The organism is Ammoniphilus sp. CFH 90114, assembly GCF_004123195.1.
Classification (GTDB): domain Bacteria; phylum Bacillota; class Bacilli; order Aneurinibacillales; family RAOX-1; genus YIM-78166.
Genome location: NZ_SDLI01000004.1, coordinates 17,923 through 36,911, shown reverse-complemented (window position 1 = coordinate 36,911; position 18,989 = coordinate 17,923). Strand labels below are relative to the sequence as shown.

At 44.0% G+C, this 18,989-nt stretch carries 23 protein-coding genes and 1 pseudogene; 20 read left to right on the top strand and 4 right to left on the bottom strand.

Annotation, left to right across the window (positions count from 1 at the left end; genetic code table 11):
- Positions 1-29 precede the first annotated feature (29 nt).
- The 10 genes from EIZ39_RS10280 (at position 30) to EIZ39_RS10235 (ending at position 7,461) form a co-directional block, all read left to right on the top strand.
- Positions 30-800, top strand: a complete 771-nt coding sequence (locus tag EIZ39_RS10280; RefSeq protein ID WP_129199888.1) for a sirohydrochlorin chelatase — start codon at positions 30-32, stop codon at positions 798-800.
- A gap of 74 nt (positions 801-874) precedes the next feature.
- Positions 875-1,582: a phosphoadenylyl-sulfate reductase gene (locus tag EIZ39_RS10275; RefSeq protein ID WP_129199887.1), complete on the top strand. Its 708-nt coding sequence runs from the start codon at positions 875-877 to the stop codon at positions 1,580-1,582.
- A gap of 28 nt (positions 1,583-1,610) precedes the next feature.
- A complete protein-coding gene (gene sat / locus EIZ39_RS10270; protein WP_129199886.1) occupies positions 1,611-2,756 on the top strand; it encodes a sulfate adenylyltransferase in 1,146 nt (381 codons plus the stop codon).
- A gap of 18 nt (positions 2,757-2,774) precedes the next feature.
- Positions 2,775-3,383: an adenylyl-sulfate kinase gene (gene cysC, locus EIZ39_RS10265; protein WP_129199885.1), complete on the top strand. Its 609-nt coding sequence runs from the start codon at positions 2,775-2,777 to the stop codon at positions 3,381-3,383.
- A gap of 375 nt (positions 3,384-3,758) precedes the next feature.
- Entirely contained in the window at positions 3,759-4,967 is a 1,209-nt protein-coding gene (locus EIZ39_RS10260; RefSeq protein WP_129199884.1) for an aminotransferase-like domain-containing protein, read from the top strand.
- A 25-nt stretch (positions 4,968-4,992) separates the two neighbouring features.
- Complete coding sequence (locus EIZ39_RS10255; protein ID WP_129199883.1) at positions 4,993-5,769, top strand: ABC transporter ATP-binding protein; 777 nt, start codon at positions 4,993-4,995, stop codon at positions 5,767-5,769.
- A 143-nt stretch (positions 5,770-5,912) separates the two neighbouring features.
- On the top strand, positions 5,913-6,110 hold the full coding sequence (locus tag EIZ39_RS10250; protein WP_129199882.1) for a hypothetical protein: 198 nt from the start codon (positions 5,913-5,915) through the stop codon (positions 6,108-6,110).
- A 77-nt stretch (positions 6,111-6,187) separates the two neighbouring features.
- Complete coding sequence (gene mutM, locus EIZ39_RS10245; protein ID WP_129199881.1) at positions 6,188-6,997, top strand: bifunctional DNA-formamidopyrimidine glycosylase/DNA-(apurinic or apyrimidinic site) lyase; 810 nt, start codon at positions 6,188-6,190, stop codon at positions 6,995-6,997.
- A gap of 24 nt (positions 6,998-7,021) precedes the next feature.
- On the top strand, positions 7,022-7,204 hold the full coding sequence (locus EIZ39_RS10240) for a hypothetical protein (RefSeq protein ID WP_129199880.1): 183 nt from the start codon (positions 7,022-7,024) through the stop codon (positions 7,202-7,204).
- Positions 7,205-7,227: 23 nt separating this feature from the next.
- Positions 7,228-7,461, top strand: coding sequence for a hypothetical protein (locus tag EIZ39_RS10235; protein WP_129199879.1), 234 nt, complete (start codon positions 7,228-7,230; stop codon positions 7,459-7,461).
- A gap of 53 nt (positions 7,462-7,514) precedes the next feature.
- Here the strand turns inward: EIZ39_RS10235 and EIZ39_RS10230 are convergent, their stop codons facing one another.
- A complete protein-coding gene (locus EIZ39_RS10230) occupies positions 7,515-8,090 on the bottom strand; it encodes a guanylate kinase (RefSeq protein WP_129199878.1) in 576 nt (191 codons plus the stop codon).
- A 180-nt stretch (positions 8,091-8,270) separates the two neighbouring features.
- Between EIZ39_RS10230 and EIZ39_RS10225 the strand changes: the two are divergent.
- From EIZ39_RS10225 to EIZ39_RS10220, 3 genes and pseudogenes are all read left to right on the top strand, one after another.
- Positions 8,271-8,723, top strand: a pseudogene (locus EIZ39_RS10225) (fructose-specific PTS transporter subunit EIIC); the annotation flags it as partial.
- Positions 8,724-8,835: 112 nt separating this feature from the next.
- Complete coding sequence (locus tag EIZ39_RS26545) at positions 8,836-8,991, top strand: hypothetical protein (RefSeq protein WP_164985003.1); 156 nt, start codon at positions 8,836-8,838, stop codon at positions 8,989-8,991.
- Entirely contained in the window at positions 8,988-10,250 is a 1,263-nt protein-coding gene (locus EIZ39_RS10220) for an erythromycin esterase family protein (RefSeq protein ID WP_129199877.1), read from the top strand. Before EIZ39_RS26545 ends, EIZ39_RS10220 begins: the two co-directional genes overlap by 4 nt.
- A gap of 187 nt (positions 10,251-10,437) precedes the next feature.
- Here the strand turns inward: EIZ39_RS10220 and EIZ39_RS10215 are convergent, their stop codons facing one another.
- The gene (locus tag EIZ39_RS10215) at positions 10,438-10,971 is read right to left on the bottom strand and encodes a DUF3231 family protein (RefSeq protein ID WP_129199876.1); all 534 of its coding nucleotides are present in this window, start codon (positions 10,969-10,971) and stop codon (positions 10,438-10,440) included.
- A 19-nt stretch (positions 10,972-10,990) separates the two neighbouring features.
- A complete protein-coding gene (locus EIZ39_RS10210) occupies positions 10,991-11,521 on the bottom strand; it encodes a DUF3231 family protein (RefSeq protein WP_129199875.1) in 531 nt (176 codons plus the stop codon).
- 207 nt (positions 11,522-11,728) lie between these two features.
- On the opposite strand from EIZ39_RS10210, the gene EIZ39_RS10205 reads away from it, so the two are divergent.
- From EIZ39_RS10205 to EIZ39_RS10195, 3 genes are all read left to right on the top strand, one after another.
- Positions 11,729-12,844, top strand: a complete 1,116-nt coding sequence (locus EIZ39_RS10205; RefSeq protein ID WP_164985002.1) for a C45 family autoproteolytic acyltransferase/hydrolase — start codon at positions 11,729-11,731, stop codon at positions 12,842-12,844.
- Between the two features lie 11 nt (positions 12,845-12,855).
- Positions 12,856-13,110: a helix-turn-helix domain-containing protein gene (locus EIZ39_RS10200; protein WP_129199873.1), complete on the top strand. Its 255-nt coding sequence runs from the start codon at positions 12,856-12,858 to the stop codon at positions 13,108-13,110.
- Positions 13,111-13,309: 199 nt separating this feature from the next.
- Positions 13,310-15,076, top strand: coding sequence for an ABC transporter substrate-binding protein (locus tag EIZ39_RS10195; RefSeq protein ID WP_129199872.1), 1,767 nt, complete (start codon positions 13,310-13,312; stop codon positions 15,074-15,076).
- Here EIZ39_RS10195 and EIZ39_RS26540 read toward each other — a convergent pair.
- Positions 15,069-15,224, bottom strand: coding sequence for a hypothetical protein (locus EIZ39_RS26540; protein ID WP_164985001.1), 156 nt, complete (start codon positions 15,222-15,224; stop codon positions 15,069-15,071). The two genes, EIZ39_RS10195 and EIZ39_RS26540, sit on opposite strands and share 8 nt — an antisense overlap.
- Before the next feature lie 188 nt (positions 15,225-15,412).
- Here EIZ39_RS26540 and EIZ39_RS10190 point away from each other — a divergent pair, with 188 nt between their 5' ends.
- From EIZ39_RS10190 to EIZ39_RS10175, 4 genes are all read left to right on the top strand, one after another.
- Positions 15,413-15,916, top strand: coding sequence for an RNA polymerase sigma factor (locus EIZ39_RS10190; protein ID WP_129199871.1), 504 nt, complete (start codon positions 15,413-15,415; stop codon positions 15,914-15,916).
- Positions 15,913-16,692: a hypothetical protein gene (locus EIZ39_RS10185; protein ID WP_129199870.1), complete on the top strand. Its 780-nt coding sequence runs from the start codon at positions 15,913-15,915 to the stop codon at positions 16,690-16,692. The genes EIZ39_RS10190 and EIZ39_RS10185 overlap by 4 nt, the downstream gene beginning before the upstream one ends.
- Before the next feature lie 408 nt (positions 16,693-17,100).
- Positions 17,101-18,045, top strand: a complete 945-nt coding sequence (locus EIZ39_RS10180; protein WP_129199869.1) for a dimethylarginine dimethylaminohydrolase family protein — start codon at positions 17,101-17,103, stop codon at positions 18,043-18,045.
- Positions 18,046-18,061: 16 nt separating this feature from the next.
- Positions 18,062-18,880 carry a transporter substrate-binding domain-containing protein gene (locus tag EIZ39_RS10175; RefSeq protein WP_129199868.1) on the top strand — a complete coding sequence of 273 codons (819 nt, stop codon included), beginning with the start codon at positions 18,062-18,064 and terminating at the stop codon, positions 18,878-18,880.
- Positions 18,881-18,989: the final 109 nt, after the last annotated feature.

The following is an 18,989-nucleotide window of genomic DNA, read 5'->3' as shown; positions in this document are numbered from 1 at the left end:
GACCAAGTAGATAGGGAGGAAGGGCATTGGTGAAAACAGGAGTACTTGTGATCTCACATGGATCACCTGATCAAGGTTGGATCGATCAGATTGAGATGTCGGTTCGGCAAGCTGCCATCGATCTTCCTGTGGAGACAGTTTATCTTGAGGCGGTCCCTGGTAAATCGATTGAAGAGGGGATTCAACGTTTGGAGAGGAGCGGAATTAATTGTATTCTAACAGTCCCGCTCTTTCTTACAATGGGAAGTACTCATCTTCATGAAATCCAATATGCTCTCGGACTTATTCCTCGTTCCCCTATTCCCACAGATCTAGAAGTGATCCCCTCTAAGGCGAGATTCATCTGGTGCTCTCCTCTAGAGTCTCATCCGTTGGTAAAGGAGATTCTGATAGAGAGGATTAGATCATTAAGTATGGATCCTTCACGAGAGAGCTTGCTGTTGATTGGTCATGGGAGTGAAGTGGAAGGATTCCACCAGCGATGGGAACAATTAATGAGTACGCTTATCGATGATATAAAGGAACGTTTTGGGTTTAGGGAGGTGTCCTATGCGACCTTCCACCCCGATCGGATTCGCGAGCGAGCAGGTGAACTGTCGAAGAAAGGCAGGTTGATCGTTGTTCCCTTTTTCCTTAGTGAGGGATACTTCACGAAGATCGCCATTCCACGACGTTTGCAAGGGGTAGAATCTCACTATTCAGGGGAAGCGCTTCTTCCGCATCCACTTATTTCGACGTGGTTGACCGGAACGGTGAAGGACGCTAAGGATAGGTTGAATGGACTTGCAGAAAAGAATTGAGGATTTCCTCTTTTCTTTTTGATCATAAACCCGAGTATTCGTATATGAAAATAAAAATATAAGGAGAGGAAAGCATGACGGTTTCTTATCATGGGTTAACTGATGAACAATATGAACAAATCAATGCGGAACTTGAGCAAAAGGACGCACTGGATGTTCTAAGATGGGGGTACCAAACCTTTCAAGATGATTTGGTCTATGCTTGCAGCTTTGGAGCGGAAGGAGTCGTCTTGATTGATCTGATTTACAAAGTCCGAAAAGACGCAAAAATTATCTTCCTTGACACCCATAAGCACTTTAAAGAAACGTACGAGCTCATTGATCGGGTCAAGGAGAGATATCCTGAGCTGCGGATCGAGCTGTTAGAGTCTGAACTAAGCCTTGAGCAACAAGCGCAGCAATATGGAGATGAACTCTGGAAGACTAAGCCTGATGTATGTTGTCAGATTCGCAAGGTGGAGCCGCTTAACCGCGCTTTACAAGGCTCACGTGCCTGGCTGTCGGGTTTGAGAAGAGAACAGTCTCCGACACGTGCGAACACGCAATTTGTGAATAAGGACCGTAAATTTGAGTCTCTTAAGCTTTGTCCTCTGATCCACTGGACATGGGAGGACGTATGGAACTATATCACGCTTTATCAGCTAACTTATAACGTGCTGCATGATCAAGGCTATCCGAGTATTGGCTGTGAAACCTGTACGTTGCCGGTCGAGGGTGGAGGAGATTCAAGAGCTGGTCGTTGGGCTCAAACGAAGAAAACAGAGTGTGGATTGCATCTATAATAAAACAGAAAATTAGGAGGAGAAACCTATGAGTTTAAGTCAACCACATGGTGGAGAATTGATCCACCGCATCGATTTGGAGTTCGATTATTCCAAGATTACAAAAGAAGTGGAACTTGATGGCTTTGCTTTGTCTGATCTAGAACTCATTGCAATTGGGGCCTATAGTCCGATTACAGGATTCTTAACAGAGAAGGATTACATATCCGTCGTGGAAAACATGCTCCTAACCAGCGGACATATCTGGAGTATCCCGATTACCCTGCCGGTAACAGAAGAGAAGGCGGCTGCCCTTGAAATGGGGGATCAAGTCAAGCTTGTACATAATGGAGTCGTTTATGGTGTGCTGGACCTTGAAGATATCTATCGCCCGGATAAACAGAACGAGGCGGAAAAGGTCTATCGCACGACAGATTCGGCTCATCCAGGTGTAAAGAAAATGCTTGAGAGACCTGACGTTTACATCGGCGGTCCCATTGTGATGGTGCGTCGACCAGAAGTCAATCAATTTAAAGAGTTTTATCTAGACCCAGCGGAGACAAGAACGGTGTTTGAGGAAAAAGGATGGAAAACTGTGGTCGGCTTCCAGACGCGAAATCCTGTCCATCGTGCCCATGAATATATTCAGAAGTGCGCGCTCGAGATTGTCGATGGATTGTTCTTAAATCCACTCGTCGGTGAAACCAAGTCTGATGATATCCCTGCTGATGTGAGAATGGAAAGTTATCAGGTATTGCTTGAGAACTATTATCCAAAGGATCGAGTATTTCTCGCTGTTTTCCCTGCTGCGATGCGATACGCCGGCCCACGTGAAGCCATCTTCCATGCTATGGTACGTAAAAACTATGGCTGCACACACTTCATCGTAGGTCGAGATCATGCGGGAGTTGGCAACTACTACGGTACCTATGACGCTCAGCTGATCTTTCATCACTTTACTGCCGAAGATCTTGGTATCCAACCTCTGTTCTTCGAGCACAGCTTCTTCTGCAAGAAGTGCGGCAACATGGCTTCTACCAAGACCTGCCCGCATGGTGCCGAGGATCGGTTGATTCTTTCCGGGACTAAGGTCCGAGAGATGCTCAGCAACGGGGAAATTCCTCCACAAGAATTCAGTCGCAAGGAAGTTGTAGAGGTCTTAATTCGCGGGATGCGAGTGGAGTCTTATTCGTAGAAACGAGGAGGAGAAAAGATGACAAAACAAGCGGCAACTCATATTGTATGGCATAACGCCACCATCGGAAAACAAGATCGTCAACGCTTGAATGGTCACCGCAGCTGCGTGCTCTGGTTTACCGGATTATCGGGAGCGGGAAAATCGACCTTAGCGAATGCGGTAGAGAAGCGATTATATGAGATGGGGTTAAAAAGCTATACCCTTGATGGGGATAACGTTCGTCATGGGTTGAATAAGGATCTAGGATTCTCAGCGGATGACCGGAAGGAAAACATTCGTCGTATCGCAGAAGTATCAAAGCTGTTCGTGGACGCTGGAATTATTGCGATTACCGCCTTTATCTCGCCATTTCGTGAAGATAGACAAGTAGCTAGAGATCTATTAGAGACGGGCGAGTTCGTCGAAGTCTATGTGAAATGTTCTCTAGATGAGTGTGAAAACCGTGATCCAAAGGGGCTCTATGCCAAAGCGAGAAAAGGTGAAATCCCCGATTTCACGGGAATATCCTCCCCTTACGAAGAGCCTGTAGCTCCTGAGCTTGTGGTTGAAACGGATCTGCTCACGATTGAACAGAGTGTCGACCGTGTGATCCTATATCTTCAATCTCGATCCATTCTATCTTAAAGACCGGTGATCCGGTCTTTTTTCTTTTCCATCAATAGGAAAGTATGCTAAGGTTAAATAAAAGAAATAATGGAGGGGCGGTGTGGTCATAAGCGGAGAATTTTCCTTTATATTCAAAGTGGACCGTTTTTCGCCCTAAATAACGGAAAGATTTCCGTTTATTCTCTCCTTTTCTAAAGAAATAGGGGTCTTGGTTGAAGATAACGGAAACATTTACGCCTATTTTGGCCCTCTTTCTAGCGATTTTTAAAATAGGGGAAAATCCTCCTGCTATTTATCAACTCTCAGTTCGGACGACTAGCCATAAGTTAAAATATATGGTATTTTGTTTTAAAACATTGGATTATTCAGAAAAGAAAAGGTAGGGGTGCAAGTATGAGATATCCTTTTGCAGACCGTGTAAAAATGTTTAAATCTTCAGCAGTTCGTGAACTCCTTAGTATTATTCAACAAGGAGATGTGATTTCTTTTGCCGGAGGGCTTCCGTTTGAAGATTATTTTCCTATAGGTGAGGTTGAGAAGGCGTATCAGAAGGTATTTGCTTCAGGTAAGAGCTCTTTGCAATATGGTCTTACAGAAGGCTACTTGCCTCTTCGTTCGTGGTTAAGCGACTCCATGAAGACTAAGGGAATTGAGTCGAAGGCGGATAATATTCTTCTAACCACCGGCTCTCAGCAAGCGATTGATCTCTTTACTCGTGTGATGATCTCACCTGGTGATGTCATTCTGACCGAAAATCCTACTTATTTAGCTGCCATTCAGGTTTTCCAATCTTTCGAAGCTCAGATTGTCCCGGTGGACGGGGATAAAGACGGGATGGATCCAGAAGATCTAGAACAGAAGATGAAAAAGCTTCGACCTAAGTTTGTTTATGTGGTTCCGACCTTCTCGAATCCTGAGGGGAAAGTGTGGAGCAATGAGAGAAGAGAGCATCTGCTTAAGCTTGCCTACAAGTATAATGTTCTCATATTCGAGGATGATCCGTATGGCGAGATTCAGTTCAAGCAAGACCAGACCTACACTCCATTAGCAGCTATGGATGAAGGAAGAACACACGTCATGTATACGAGCACCTTTTCTAAGACGGTCGTTCCCGCTTTAAGAACGGGTTGGGTGACAGGTCCATACCAAGTCATTCGCATGATGGCTCAAGCCAAGCAATGTGCAGATCTTCATTCCAGTTCACTTGATCAGCAGGCCCTTTACTACCTCGTGGAGGATTTTGATCTAAAAGGTCATATTGAGATGCTTCGGGTCGAGTATTACCAGCGAATGACGATCATGCAAGATTACCTTAAGAGCATCCCAACTTCCTCCATCTCTTGGGTAGAACCTCAAGGGGGGATGTTCCTTTGGGTTACGTTGGATGAACAGGTGGACACCACTCAATTGCTAATGGAAGCGGTGAAGAATGGGGTAGCCTTCGTTCCTGGGGCTCCGTTCTATGTGGGTAATCCGCAACTGAACACCCTGAGACTCAACTTTACTCATTCCACTCCCGAAAAGATTAAGCTAGGGATGGATCGATTAGCTTTGGTTCTTAGCAAGTTGCAATCAGGCACAGAATCTCCGATAATCGTTTAATTCGGCATGGGAGAATAACGATAAAATGATAAAATTACAAGATGTACATTTTATTCGTCATGATCGCTCGATTTTAAGTCATATTGAGTTGAACATGCGAAAAGGAGAGCAATGGATTATCCTTGGGAAGAACGGGTCAGGGAAGACGACGTTGTTAGAATTAATCGCAGGGTACCAGTTTCCGAGCAAGGGTACGGTGGAGGTAAATGGGTATAAGTATACCGAGTGCGATGTGCGAGAAGCGCGAAAAAAGATTGGATATATTAGTCAAACCTTATTAGAAAAGCTGACGCTAAGAGATCCAGTCTGGGAAGTGGTAGCCACAGGGGAGTATGGCTATTTGCGATTCTATGAACCTGTTCCTGACACGGTTAAAGAAAAAGCGATTCACTTATTAGAGTCCGTCCGCATCGCTCATCTGAAGGATCACCCGCTGGGCAGCCTGTCTCAAGGGGAGCGCAAGAAGGTCATGCTCGCCAGAGCACTTATGAATGACCCGGAGATCTTGATTATGGACGAGCCTTGTGCTGGATTAGATCTATGGGAAAGAGAAAATCTTCTTTCCTCCATCGAACAAATGCAAAACGAACAGGTGATTCAGATGATCTACGTTACCCATCATATCGAAGAGGTTATGCCCTTCTTCACTCATGTCGTCCTCGTGGACCAAGGGACCATAGCGGCCAAAGGGAAGAAGGAAGAAGTTCTGACAGCAGAACTTCTATCCTCCGCATTTCAGGTCCCATTGGCAGTAGAGTGGCATGAAGGCAGGCCTTGGATTAAGGTCTCATCTCAAGGATAATTCACGATGAAATAGCCTCGTGTGTGAACCGAGGCTATAAATACTTTTTTTAGAAAAAAATTTCCTTTTTGTGACGAAGATCACATGACGATATAATAACAATGGTTATAGTAATAAGTAGGAAAAGGGGGGAGATCAGTCAAATGGAAGTGATCTTATATACAGTGGTTGTCATTTCTATTCTTTTATCTTTAGTAGCAACGATCTGGATCGCTAGGAAACCAGGAGAGAATAAATACGACTCGAAAAGTAAGGCGAATGTAAAAAGACTTACTGTAATCTATGGCATTACGACCGTGGTGTCTGCTATTATCTTTGTTCTTTATCTTTATAGTCTGTAGTTAGGTGCATAAAATAAGCCTCCAAGGAGATACGAATAAAGACTTTATTCATCTTTAAAGCCTTGGGGGAGACAACCATGCCAGAATTGCCGGAAATGGAGACCTATCGTAAGCTTCTCACAGAGCAGCTTCAGGGAGCTACTATAACCCGTGTCCAAATTGAAAGAGAAAAGTCCGTGAATGTCGCTAAGGATTCTTTTATCCGTACGGTTGAGGGAAGCCGGATTTTGTCGGTCACTCGCCGGGCGAAGCATCTTCTCTTTCAATTAGATAACGGGTTTGTTCTGCTTCTTCATCTGATGTTAGGGGGATGGATGTATCTAGGGAATGAGACAGACAAGCCGGAGCGAACCTTCCAGGTCATTCTGTCGTTCGGTGATCGAAGTCTCTATTTCATTGGTTTGCGTTTAGGATATCTTCATCTTCTATCGCCAGCGGAAGTAGAGGAAAGATTGAAACCGCTAGGTCCTGAACCACTTTCACCAATGTTAAGTGAATCCTCCTTTCAAGCAAGGTTGAAGGGGAAAAAAGGCAGGCTTAAGACGACATTGGTGGATCAAAAGTGGATCGCTGGAATTGGAAATTGTTATAGTGATGAAATCAGTTATCAGGCTGGCCTTCTTCCTCATCGATCGATGAACGAATTACAAGGAGAGGAAATAAGACGATTGTATCTTGCTATTCAAAGTGTGTTACAAGAGGCCATAGGATACGGGGGCTATATGGAACATCCTTTGTTTTTAGAAGATCGCCTAACCGGTGGTTATAACGATCAGTGTAAAGTCTATGATCGAGAAGGTGAACCCTGTTTACGATGCAGTCATGGGATTGTGAAGGAAGAGTTATCCTCACGCAAGACCTTCTATTGTCCTAACTGCCAAGTTTAATGCAAAAGGAGGGGAATAGAGAGAATGGATAAGTGCTTGGAATGTGATCGCCACGTCAGTGAACGGATCTATGCCGTCTACACAGGTAAGGACGATGAAGTAGTCGGTTTCTTATGTGATGCCTGCAGACATAAGAAGAAAGTAAAGGGACTAAGAAACGTAAATGAGTTAGAAAAACTTGCGTCACTAAAGAATCTTCTCAAGTAACAAAGATAGGGGAGAGGGTATCTGTGAAAAAGATATTCTTCATCAAGCTGCTGGTTCTATCATTTGTCCTGATTCTAATCGTGGAGTGGTCTTTGCTTTATTGGGGTGCTCCTACTTACTTAGCTGGCTCAAGCCATCGAGGGTATATTGTATTGTTTACCTTATGGTCTAGTTTGATTGGGGCGCCTATTGTAGCGATGGTGATCTTCAGTTTAGCAAAAGGAAAAAGATCGAGATCTCATGATGTTCACAAATAAAAGAAGAGGGCTTACGATAGTACAGTAAACTAACGTAAGCCCTCCGTTCATGATTAATATTTACTATCCGGATGATAAGTCAAATTAAGGAATTGTTCGATCCGATTGGTTAGCTCTTGCGCGGTGCTGGCTAAGTCATAGTTCGGGATGACGATATCACACTTAGACTGGTAATCCATGATCTGCTCATAGTGGCTTATGTGACGGTCGATCGTCACTTCATCGTCGCCTCGATCGCGTTGACGTTGAATAACCGTTTCCTTATCAGCATATACGAAGATCGTTAGGTTCTTCTCGAAGAGATTCCTAAAGATCTCACAACCTTCGGGACTCAAGATCGCGAAGAAGCTTCCAGCTTCATTCAGCAGCCGCTCACAATCTGACTTCTTAATGCCGTAGTGGTACCCATCCGCCTGTACGACCTCGATGAATTCTCCTTTATTCTCAATATCAATAAATTCTTCAGATGTCACAAAGTAGTATTCCTTGCCTTCGGTTTCCTTCCCTCGTTGAGGACGTGTCGTGTAAGAGACGACTCTAGGGATCTGAAAGGTAATACCCATGGCCTCAGCCAACGTAAATCGTCCGGATCCGTCCGGGCCAACAAATAGTAACGCTCTTCCATCCATATTCCATCGCCTCCTTGGTAGTATGAACTCCAACTAAGTTTTCAGAGTTATATGAATTATATAATACAGGAACAGACAAGATTAGTCAATAGAAAAAGGGAATATTAGGGTGAAATCTTTTTTGTTAATTGACAGAAACTCTCGATAATTGACTGATTATGATCAGGTTTGTGGCTATAAAATATGGGGCAAGGGAACGCCATTATACTAGGTGTAATCTTGGGAGCGATGATGGCAGATGGAAACTACCTTCCTCACGCAGCGATCAGGGCAGCGGGTATGACTCCTCCACTAGGGTTGGCATTGGCTACCACCTTGTTTAAAAACAAGTTCACGGCAGAAGAGCGTCAAGCAGGTAAAACGGCTTATGTATTAGGCGCTTCATTTATCACGGAGGGAGCGATCCCATTTGCAGCTGCAGATCCAGCTCGTATTATTCCTTCCATTATGGTAGGTTCAGCAGTGGCTGGTGGTTTATCCATGATGTTCGGGGCAACCTTGCCTGCTCCACACGGTGGATTATTCGTATTACCTGTGGTAGAGAATGTGGGAATGTATCTTGTAGCGATTGCGGCTGGGACCATCGTAACGTCCCTTATGGTCAATATTTTAAAGAAGAATCCTGTTTCATAATGAACAAGGGTAACGAGCCGTACTAGTACGGTCCGTTGCCCTTTCTTTTTTGATTGCCCAATGAAAACTCTCCTTCCCGGAAAGAATAAGAAAAAATAGAGGAGGGATAAAGGTGGGTTTCATGAGGAAGAAAGCCAATGAACAACGTCAATTAGAGCAGGAATGCTCAAAGTGCAATGGGAAAGGCTTTTATCAATATGGCCTAGAGTTCGTGCACATCCATGAATGTCCGGCATGTGATGGGAGCGGGGAGGAAGCAAGGGAATGATGGACAGTCAAAGGATCTTAGACCAAATTCAGAAGCATGCCTTTCCCTTGGATGACGATCAAGACTTAGATCCATTAGTAGAAGCGATTGGAGATGCTTCTATTGTGTTGCTAGGAGAGTCTACTCACGGGACTTCAGAATTTTATAAGGTACGCGCCGAATTGTCCAAGCGATTGATTGAACAGAAGGGTTTTTCTTTCCTTGCCGTGGAAGGAGACTGGCCTTCGTGCTTTGACTTAAATCGGTATATTAAGCAACACTCCGGTGTCTCATCGGACATTGATGAGGTAATGCAGAGCTTCAACCGCTGGCCTACCTGGATGTGGGCGAATAGGGAGACGGCGGAATTGATGCAGTGGCTTCGCAGCTATAACGATCAGCATAAAGAAAATCAAGTTGGATTTTATGGGCTGGATGTCTACAGCTTGTGGGAGTCCATGGAGGAAATCATCCGTTATTTAGAACGGATGGGATCCGGGGATGTCGAGCTAGCAAAACAAGCCTTTGCTTGCTTTGAGCCTTTTTCAAGAAGTGAACAAACGTATGGGGTTTCTGCTGCTTTTCTATCCGAGGACTGTGAAAAGGAAGTAGTTCAGCTTCTTCAAGAAATGCGTGCTAACCGCCATCAATATGGTGAGGAGGAAGCCACTATCAATATGGAGTTAAATGCCTTGGTAGCGGTGAATGCGGAGCGATATTATCGGGCAATGGTGCGCGGCGGCCCTGAGTCTTGGAACATTAGAGACCAACATATGGTTCAAGTCTTAAGTCGATTAATGAAGTTTCACGGTCCACAGGCTAAGACGATTGTTTGGGAACATAATACGCATATTGGGGATGCACGAGCGACCGATATGGTAAAGGAAGGCATGGTGAATGTCGGACAATTAATCCGAGAGCAAGAGGGACCTGATAAGGTCTTTGCTGTTGGATTTGGTACTCACCATGGATCTGTGATTGCGGCAAGAGCTTGGGGAGTAGAGCTAGAGAGGATGAGCGTACCGAGAGCGGTCCCCAATAGTTGGGAAGATCTCATGCACCGTGCCAATAGTCGGGATCAGATTCTCATCTTTCGGGACCACCATGAATCGTATCGCGTGGAAATCGATCACAGGGCCATCGGAGTCGTTTACCATCCTGAGGATGAACGCTATAACTATGTTCCCTCGATCATGTCTGAACGCTATGATGCCTTTGTTTATTTAGATGAAACCCATGCGCTGGAGCCTATTCCAATTCAATCGTTGGTTTATAGTTAATAAAAACTAGCAATGTAAAAGAAAGAAGGCCATTAAAGGTGACCGTGTGGTAGTGGAGGAAGGCTGGTATTCTGACTGGGTCGAGCTTTTGGGGGGGTTGGCTGTCAGAATCAGGCTGGTATTCGGACAGGCTCGAGCTTTTTTTGCCCGGGCCTGTCCAAATGAGGCTTGCGTTCGGAAAGCATTCTCATTCAGCACGATAATACGGAGGAATGTGTAACCATCCTCGTCTTTTCATGAGATCTTTCAGGGTGATAAAATAAGTTAATTTCATCATCTCGTATTTTGCAAACATCATCCCAACATCAGCTCGAACGGCTTCGGTAAGTCCTCTGACAGCTGAGTTGATTCCAATGTATAAATTATAGACAAGCAAGTTCGCAATTTCCTCATCACTGATTAATGCGTCAGGAGGAATATCTTTTAGATCATGAGCCATTGGTTTTTCTGGTGTCGTGTTGGGGAGGGGAATCCCTTCCTTCTTAAAGAAGTCTGTCAGCTCCACGATCATCGGGTTATGCACTTCTTGGATAATCTCTTCTAATTTTGCCTTTAATTCAGGGTCTTGAGTTGTATTGAGAGCAACTTGGTCGATCCGCAAGGTCTGATTGGTTCCAATCAAATAAAACCATAAATTCATCACTTCCCCCGTGTTTAGGGGTCTTTTTTTTCCATCAATAAAGGGAGCAGCAGCATCTTTAAAAATCTCAAACAGGTTCAATCAAATCAACCCCTTATTCCTAAGGATGATAGTAAGGTGGCTCGTTTAGCCATCCTCGTTCTTCCATAAAAGGCTTTAGTGTAATAGAGTAATTCATCTTCATCATCTGAAATTTCGCAAATAATAATGTCACATCCACTCGGACAGCCTGAGTAAGGGAAAGAACAGCATATCGGATACTCTCCACTAGATTGTAGGCGATAAGATTGGCAATTTCCTCATCTGTTAATTTGACACCCGCAGGAATAGGAACATTCATTCCGATCAAAGTCTTTTCGGGAGTGGTATCGGGTAAAGGAATCCCTTCTTTCATGAGAAATTCTCTTAAATCATGAACAATCGGCTTATTTACTTGATTGATATGCTCATCTAGTTTCTTCTTTAACCCAGGATCCTCTGTCATATTGTAAGTGGTTTGGTCGAGACGGATGAGGACTTCCGTATTGTGAAGGTAGGACCATAGATGCATCACTTCTCCTACATGAAGCGGTTCTTTCTCTCCATCTAAGAGGGGCGCAACAGTGTCTCTTAGGGTATCAAATATCCTCAAAATAAACACTCCTCTTGTTGTATTATTTACTAGGATATCCAGATATGGGGAAGGTATGATAGGAATTGTTTAATCATCACGAAAAATATGAACCAGAGTTCTCCTTTTTCACTCCGTTTGAACTAAGATAGCAGAAATGATCAAAAAATGGTGCTCTTCCCTCCTTATAATGATCTTAAGAGATTACGAAAACAGGGGGAAATAGAAATGAGAAATTATAAAGGTCACTTTGTTACATTACACGGTTCGAGTGCAGAGATAGGAAAGCAACAAGCCAACACGCTAAAGGACATAGCACAGTCTGATCCTACCTTACTCCAATCGGTTCTGATGCCGGTTCCTTCGATATCAGATACGCAGCTTAAAGAGACAGTTACTTTATTAAACGACTATTGTCCAGGAGTAACTGATGAAATTCATTCTTTCTGTGAGGAAATGAAGGTGCCGCCCAGCCAACTCATCTATATGATGAGCACCTATCTAACACCAGGATGCAGCCTTGGTGCAGTATTGCCAAAGAAGACAAAGAATGCGCATACTCTGGTTTTACGAAACTATGATTTGTCACCTATGCTGGCTGACTTTCGGTTGTGTGACACGCAGGTGGTCGGGAAGTATCATCATATTGGATTCTCTGCCTCCTGGTTTGGAAGAACCGAAGGGATCAATCAGGAAGGTCTTTGTGTTACCTTTGCATCCTGTGGAATGCCAACTGGTAACTACCCAGGGATGAAAAAACCTGCAATGAAGGGACTTCAATTCTGGGCAATCGTTCGTTCTCTTCTTGAACAGTGTAAAAATGTGAGTGAAGCACTAGCCCTGGTGAATGAGATGCCAACCTCATCTAACATGAATTTGTTGATTGCCGATGCTTCGGGCCAGGCTTCTTTGGTTGAGACTTTGGACGGTAGCAAGGTCGTGAGATCTGCTCATGTCGAGGAGAAAGGCTATCTGATTGCTACTAATCATGCACACATCCCGGAAATTGCAAGCCTGGAGCAGGGCAGACTAAAGCAATCCGTTCAACGCTATCAAGTATTAAACGAATTATTAGAGAATCAATCCGAATTTATGAAAGGGGATTTAAAAGAGATCATGCAGCTAGAATACCCCAAGGGATTAGCGGTTCACAATTATGATGAGTTCTTTGGTACGATTCACTCCATCGTATTTGACTTGAATGATAGAACCTTGGATCTGTGCTTTGGTTCTCCTGTCCACAATGATTGGATACAGATCAAAGTAGGAGATCCGATGCCGATTAGAGAAATAGATATACAAATACAAAAGCAAAAGTACGATGACTTTTGGGCTATTGTTTAGGGGAGGGTTCTATGAGATCCCAGCAGGTTGAAAATGCCATTCGTTTTATCGAAGATCATCTTACAAATCCCATTGCAGTAGAAGAAGTGACCAAACAGGTCAACTTCTCCTACTATCATTTTCATCGTCTTTTTAAAGCGTTAACTGGAGAAACCCTTGGAGGCTACATTCGGAAAAGAAGGTTAACGGAAGCTGCGATCCATTTATTACATACGAACCACTCCATCATTTCTATAAAGAAATATCGGAGACGAATTCCAAATTAGATGGTAATATTTCCTCAATCATTGAGGGTGTTGCCGTCTTTTTTATTCTACGCATAAACTGGAGTTCCCCTCTAAGAGAAAGAAGGATTGGGAAAAACCGAAAGGGATAATTGGTATTTTTCATCTTTTAGAAGAGGATAACCTGATATGATAGAGGAAATGATTTCATGAATTGAACGAGAAATGGAGCGCTTCTCCTATGAAACTGATTACGGATTATCTTCTTCTTCGAAAGACGTTTTCCACACATGAAATGAATCAACCTTTTCCTATCACTATTGCAGAGTTAGCGCAAGCTTTGTTTTATACTACCCGGAACGTCAATCATATTCTTAACAAGATGTCGCAGTTGGGGTGGATTGCCTTTGAATCGGGAAGAGGACGGGGACATTCTTCTCAAATGACCTTTTTGGTTTCATCAGAAAATTTACTCCTTCAGGAATGCATGGAGATGGCCAAACGCGGAGATATGGAAAGTGTGTTTCGGCTATTGAGGGAGTTTGGCACGCCTGAAGCCAAAAATCATTTTATTCAATGGCTTTCGGGTTACTTTGGTTATGAAGTTTCAGTTGAGCAAAGTCATTACCGGGAGACGATTCGGCTGCCGATCTACCGGAAAATCAATACGTTGGATCCTGCCGAGTGTTTTTTTCGGTTGGACTCCCACATGGTCAAGCAGCTTTTTAATACCTTGGTTGAGTTTCCTACCGAATGCGGGCTGGCACATCATTGGAAAAGGAATGAGGAGGCCACCAGTTGGACGCTGTTTCTTTATAAAGGCGTTCGTTTTCATCATGGAAAAGAGCTCAGCGCGGATGACGTGGTCTATACGTTTAAAAGAATGAAGGAGAACTACCCTCACCTAAGATGGCTCGTTGATCAAATCCAAGAAGTTCGGGCTCTTTCCCCTTATGTGGTTCAATTTGTCTTATCTAAACCCAACCATCTGTTTCTTCAGTACCTGGCGTATACACCTTCTTGCATTATCCCAAGTGATGGGGTACTCCAAAGCGGGACCGGGCCCTACAAGCTCGCCAAAAAATCCGATGGAATTTTGATTCTAGAAGCTTTCACCGACTACTTCAAAGAGCGGGCTCATATAGATGTTGTGGAAATCATTAACATCCCTGAGGAGAATGAGGACTTCATCCTTGATCCCTCTATGGTGATGGTACAGACAGGGGAAGGTGTTCCCCCTCATTCGGCTCCCATGGATGTGCACGATGAGTTTGTTTCTGGCAGTTGCATGTTGTCTGTTAATCTCCGCAAAGAAGGTCCTCTTCAAAACATTCATTTGAGGAAGGCTCTTACTCATATGATTAACAGAGCTCGCATGATTTGGGATCTGGGGGACCCGCGTTTTTACCCCTCCAGCGGATTTAACCTTCAGATGCGGCCAAGATTTATTGATATGGACTATGAGTTAGACAAAGCAAAGTCGTATTTGGCCTTGTCCGAGTACAAGGGTGAAACCCTTGCCTTGTATACTTATAAACGACACGAAGCTGATGCCCGTTGGCTGAAGGAGCAGCTTCGCCCCTTCGGCATTATGGTCTCTATCACCATTCTGACCTGGAGAGAAATGCAGGATCCGAAAAACCAAGATCAAGCAGATTTCATTTTGTTTGAAGCCATTTTAAGCGAAGGTGAAGTCCAGTTTATTGAGTTGTTTCAATCCGGATACAGTTTTATTCATAACCATCTGTCCGTCAGCCTCAGCGCGGAATTGGATGAAGTGATCGAAGAAGCCTTGGCGGAACCGACAGAGGCGGCAAGAAAGCAAAAGCTGGACACCCTGGAACAAAAATTAAAGAAGGAATATGCGTGTATTTTTTTAGTGCATAAAAACATCATCACCGTATCTCCTCCATCCCTAAAAGGCGTTAAGATCAACGAGAAGGGATGGATCGATTTTAAAGATCTGTGGTTTGATCATACTTCGAGCCAAGATGGAAGCTTTACCTAGTCATCCATTTTATTAACCCAATTAGTATATATACCAACTTGGTCTTTCCTTTTGTAATTCCTGAATATTTCCAAGCGTGACAATCGATTCTCTTCAGCTCCTGTTCGTGCTCTTGGACTTGCTTTTCCGCTTCATACATGTTCATCACCGTGATTACCTCCTTCTTCAACTTCTCTGTCTCCATCGTAAGGGGAAAGAAGAAGGATAAAAAGTGAAGGAAAAAACGATATTTTTCAGGATTTTCGGGTTCGCCTTTTCTTCTTTTGAAAAAAAGTGAACCCTTTTTCCCCGTTAATTGTTACATAGGTGTAGTACAAAAGAGAAAGGAGCTAAGCTGTGACTCCCCGTGAGCTATTTGAGCGTTATAAAGAGGATATTTATCGTACGTGTTATTACATGCTTCAGAATCAACAGGATGCAGAGGATGTTTGCCAGGAAGTATTTATCCAAGCCATCAAGCACGACTACCAAAGGATTGAGAAGCTAAAACCGTGGCTGCTTAGTATGACTATGAATGCCTGCCGGAATGCTTTGAAGAAGCGGAATCGACTGGCCTTATGGAATTGGACTAAGACATGGATTCAGCCTAATCAGTCGGAAACTAACGTGTTGCAATCTGAAGTTCGTTCAGAGCTGAGTCATGTTCTACAAGAGTTGCCTGAAAAAATTCGTTCCATCGTCATTCTCAGGTATTATCACGACATGAAGCATGAAGAAATCGCAGAAGCCTTGGGCATTCCTGTTGGTACCGTTAAGTCCAGATGTCACAAAGCTCATCAGACCTTACAAGGAAAAGTGAAGGTGCAAAAATTAGCGGAAGAATGGGGGATTTTGCCTTGAATTCAGAGGAAAAAGCTTTTCGAAGTCTGTTTGTAGACAGTAAAGTTCCAGATGCAAATTACGATCAAATGTGGCAGGAGATTGAAAAGCAAACGACGAAAAATCGAAATAGTAAACCAATCTCAAACAAAAAAGCCCTACTGATCTTCGCAGCCACATTCACGTTTGTGATCGGTTCCGCATCAGCCAGTTACTTGAACAAAGTGGGTGAAACCGAAATTCATATCGTATCTCAAAGTGAACTCCCTCCAGTCCCCGAGAATCAGACCGATCTTCAGGAGGAATTCCATTTCCATGATCTCTCTCTATATGGAACCATAAGTCGAGAGGAATCGAGCGAGCTTGTGAATAGCCCGATCGCTCTTCCGACGTATATACCTGAGGGTTTTGAGCTGGCTTTTGAAGGTGGGCAAGATTATGAAATCGTGATGAACCCCGATGGGACATTTGATAAAACCAATCAGATCCCTGTTCATCGCCTCATCTATCATATGGTTTATACCAAAAAGGGGGAAACCCCAACAAGAGAAGAGATGAATCATGCGATTCATGTGAGCTACTTTTTCCACAACACCGATATTAAAAGCTCCATCAACGTGGTCGCAGAACGGTCAAAGCCATTTACCTTTGAGAAGTACCAAGCGTTCTATACCGAGGGTGTCCTAACTGTGTATCGAGACAGTGGGGATGATTTGGTCTCTATTAAGGTGGGAGGCCCAATACCTAATAAAGAGAAAGAAGAGATCATGCGAAATGTGTTGGAGCAATGGGAGTAGGATATGCCTATGTAGCGTTGAGTCACCTCCAAGGTTCCTTGCTAGCTTTGAGTATACCCCCTAGGGTAGGAGGTGAACTTCATTTACTTCTCGCTCATTAGGAGTGAACAACCTATATTCTAGAATAAAAGGGCTTCTTCCATTCAATCATTCATTGGAAGAGGCCTTACTGTGTTCCTTACAAATTCAAGAAGAAGTTCCCTTGCATGACTTTTACTCGTCTTTTTTGGGCTACTAGAGTTCATAGCTTTTTTAATCTTTTCTAAGTTAATTAATCCCTTGGAGGAGTGTATAAAATTTTTAAAAATAAATAAATTAACAAAATATAAATTATATTGACAATTTTGCACATTACCATTTAACATAAGAATAGGAAGTAATACCATGCCAGAGTTAAGGGGGGGCAATATGAATCAAATCAAGGTACAGGGAGAGCGCTGGTTCCCGACGGAGAATCGCTTCTCGGAGGAGATGCGACAGCTGTGGGGGCCGTGGTATTGTGATTCAGAAGTAGGGAAGCTGAGGGGGGTTCTTCTCAGAAGACCTGGTAAAGAAATAGAACGTGTGAATGAAGAGAATTATGCGCAGTACCGATGGAAGGCTCCCATGGATCCCGTGAAAGCAAGAGCCCAGCAGGATGCATTAGCACAGATCTACATAGAACATGGGGCTCAAGTATATTACGTGGAAAACCAGCGTGAAGACAAGCCAAACGCACTGTTTATGCGTGACTTGGTCTTTATGACCCCTGAAGGAGCCATCGTATGCCGCCCGGGAATTTCGGCTCGGAGAGGGGAAGAGCGATTTGCAGCGGAAGCTCTAGGTCAATTAGGTGTACCCATTATCAAGACAATTAATGGGGATGGTTTTTTTGATGGGGCCTGTGCGATGTGGGTAGATCGACATACGGTCATGATAGGAACGGGCGCCCGGGCGAATCGCGAGGGTGCGGCCCAAGTGGAAGCAGAATTGAGAAATATCGGTGTTACGGATATTATTCGATTCGAGATTCCGTATGGTCACGCCCATTTAGACGGGTTAATCAATATAGCGGATCGTAAGAAGGTTCTCCTTTTCCCATGGCAGGTCCCTTATGACGTGGTAAAGGCGTTGATAGATCGAGATTTTACGATTATGGAAGCGACGAATCTTCAGGAAATTAAGGTTAAGGCCTCAATTAACTTTGTCGCCTTGGAACCGGGAAAAGTCGTGATGCCGGCTGGTTGTCCGGAAACGAGGCAAACGTTAGAAGAGCATGGTATTACCGTCATTGAAGCGGAAATGGATGAGATTCTAAAGGGATGGGGAGCTATCCATTGTATGAGTGTGTTCTTACAGCGTGATCCAGTATAAAAAGGGGGGCAATAGTATGAAAAAATGGATATTAGCTGGTTTAGCCAGTGTGTTGATGTTTACGGCGGGTTGTTCCCAGTCAACAAGCACAGGTCCATCAGAGGCGTCTACGTTAGAGAAAATCCAGGATAAGAAAAAAATAGTGATTGGAACTGCACCGGGATATATGCCGTTTGAGATGAAGGACAAGCAAGGGAATTTTATCGGCTATGATATTGACTTGGGTAATGCCATTGGAGAATCGATGAAGGTACCGGTGGAGTTCAAGCAGTTTGAGTTCAGCGGCCTCATTCCTGCTCTTCAGACTGGTGAAATTGACATGATTATCGCCGGGATGACGATTCGCGGAGACCGCGCTTTGGCGGTTAGTTTTGCTAATCCTTATTATGCAACCGGCCAGGTTCTTATGGTGCCAACGAAGGATAATTCGACGAAGACATGGGAGGATTTAGATCAACCAGGTAAGAAGATTGCGGTTTCCCTAGGAACCACTGGAGCCCTATTAGCTAAACAATTGTTCAAACAAGCCACCGTGGTTGACTTTGATGATTTCCCGACGGCAGGGATGGCGATGATTCAAGGGCAAGCTGATGGAATTGTGTATGACGAGCCGGGTGTGCGTATCTTTACCGCAATGAACAAGGATAGTGTAAAGGGAATCTATGAGTTGATCTCGACAGAAAATCTGGGTATTGCTGTCCGTCATAACGACCTAGCTACAGTTCAATGGCTAAACTCATTCTTGGAAGCCTACCGAAACAGTCCAACCGAATTAGCGTCCCGCGAGAAGTGGTTTAATACGAAGGATTGGATGGATAACGTAGAGGGGAAATAATGCTCAGGTTAAAGAGGGGAGGATTTACGCCTTCCCTTTTTTCCACTATTGAATGTCGCGGGGAGTACTTGCAGACTTCCTGGGATGGATTAGAAGGTAGTAAAGAAAG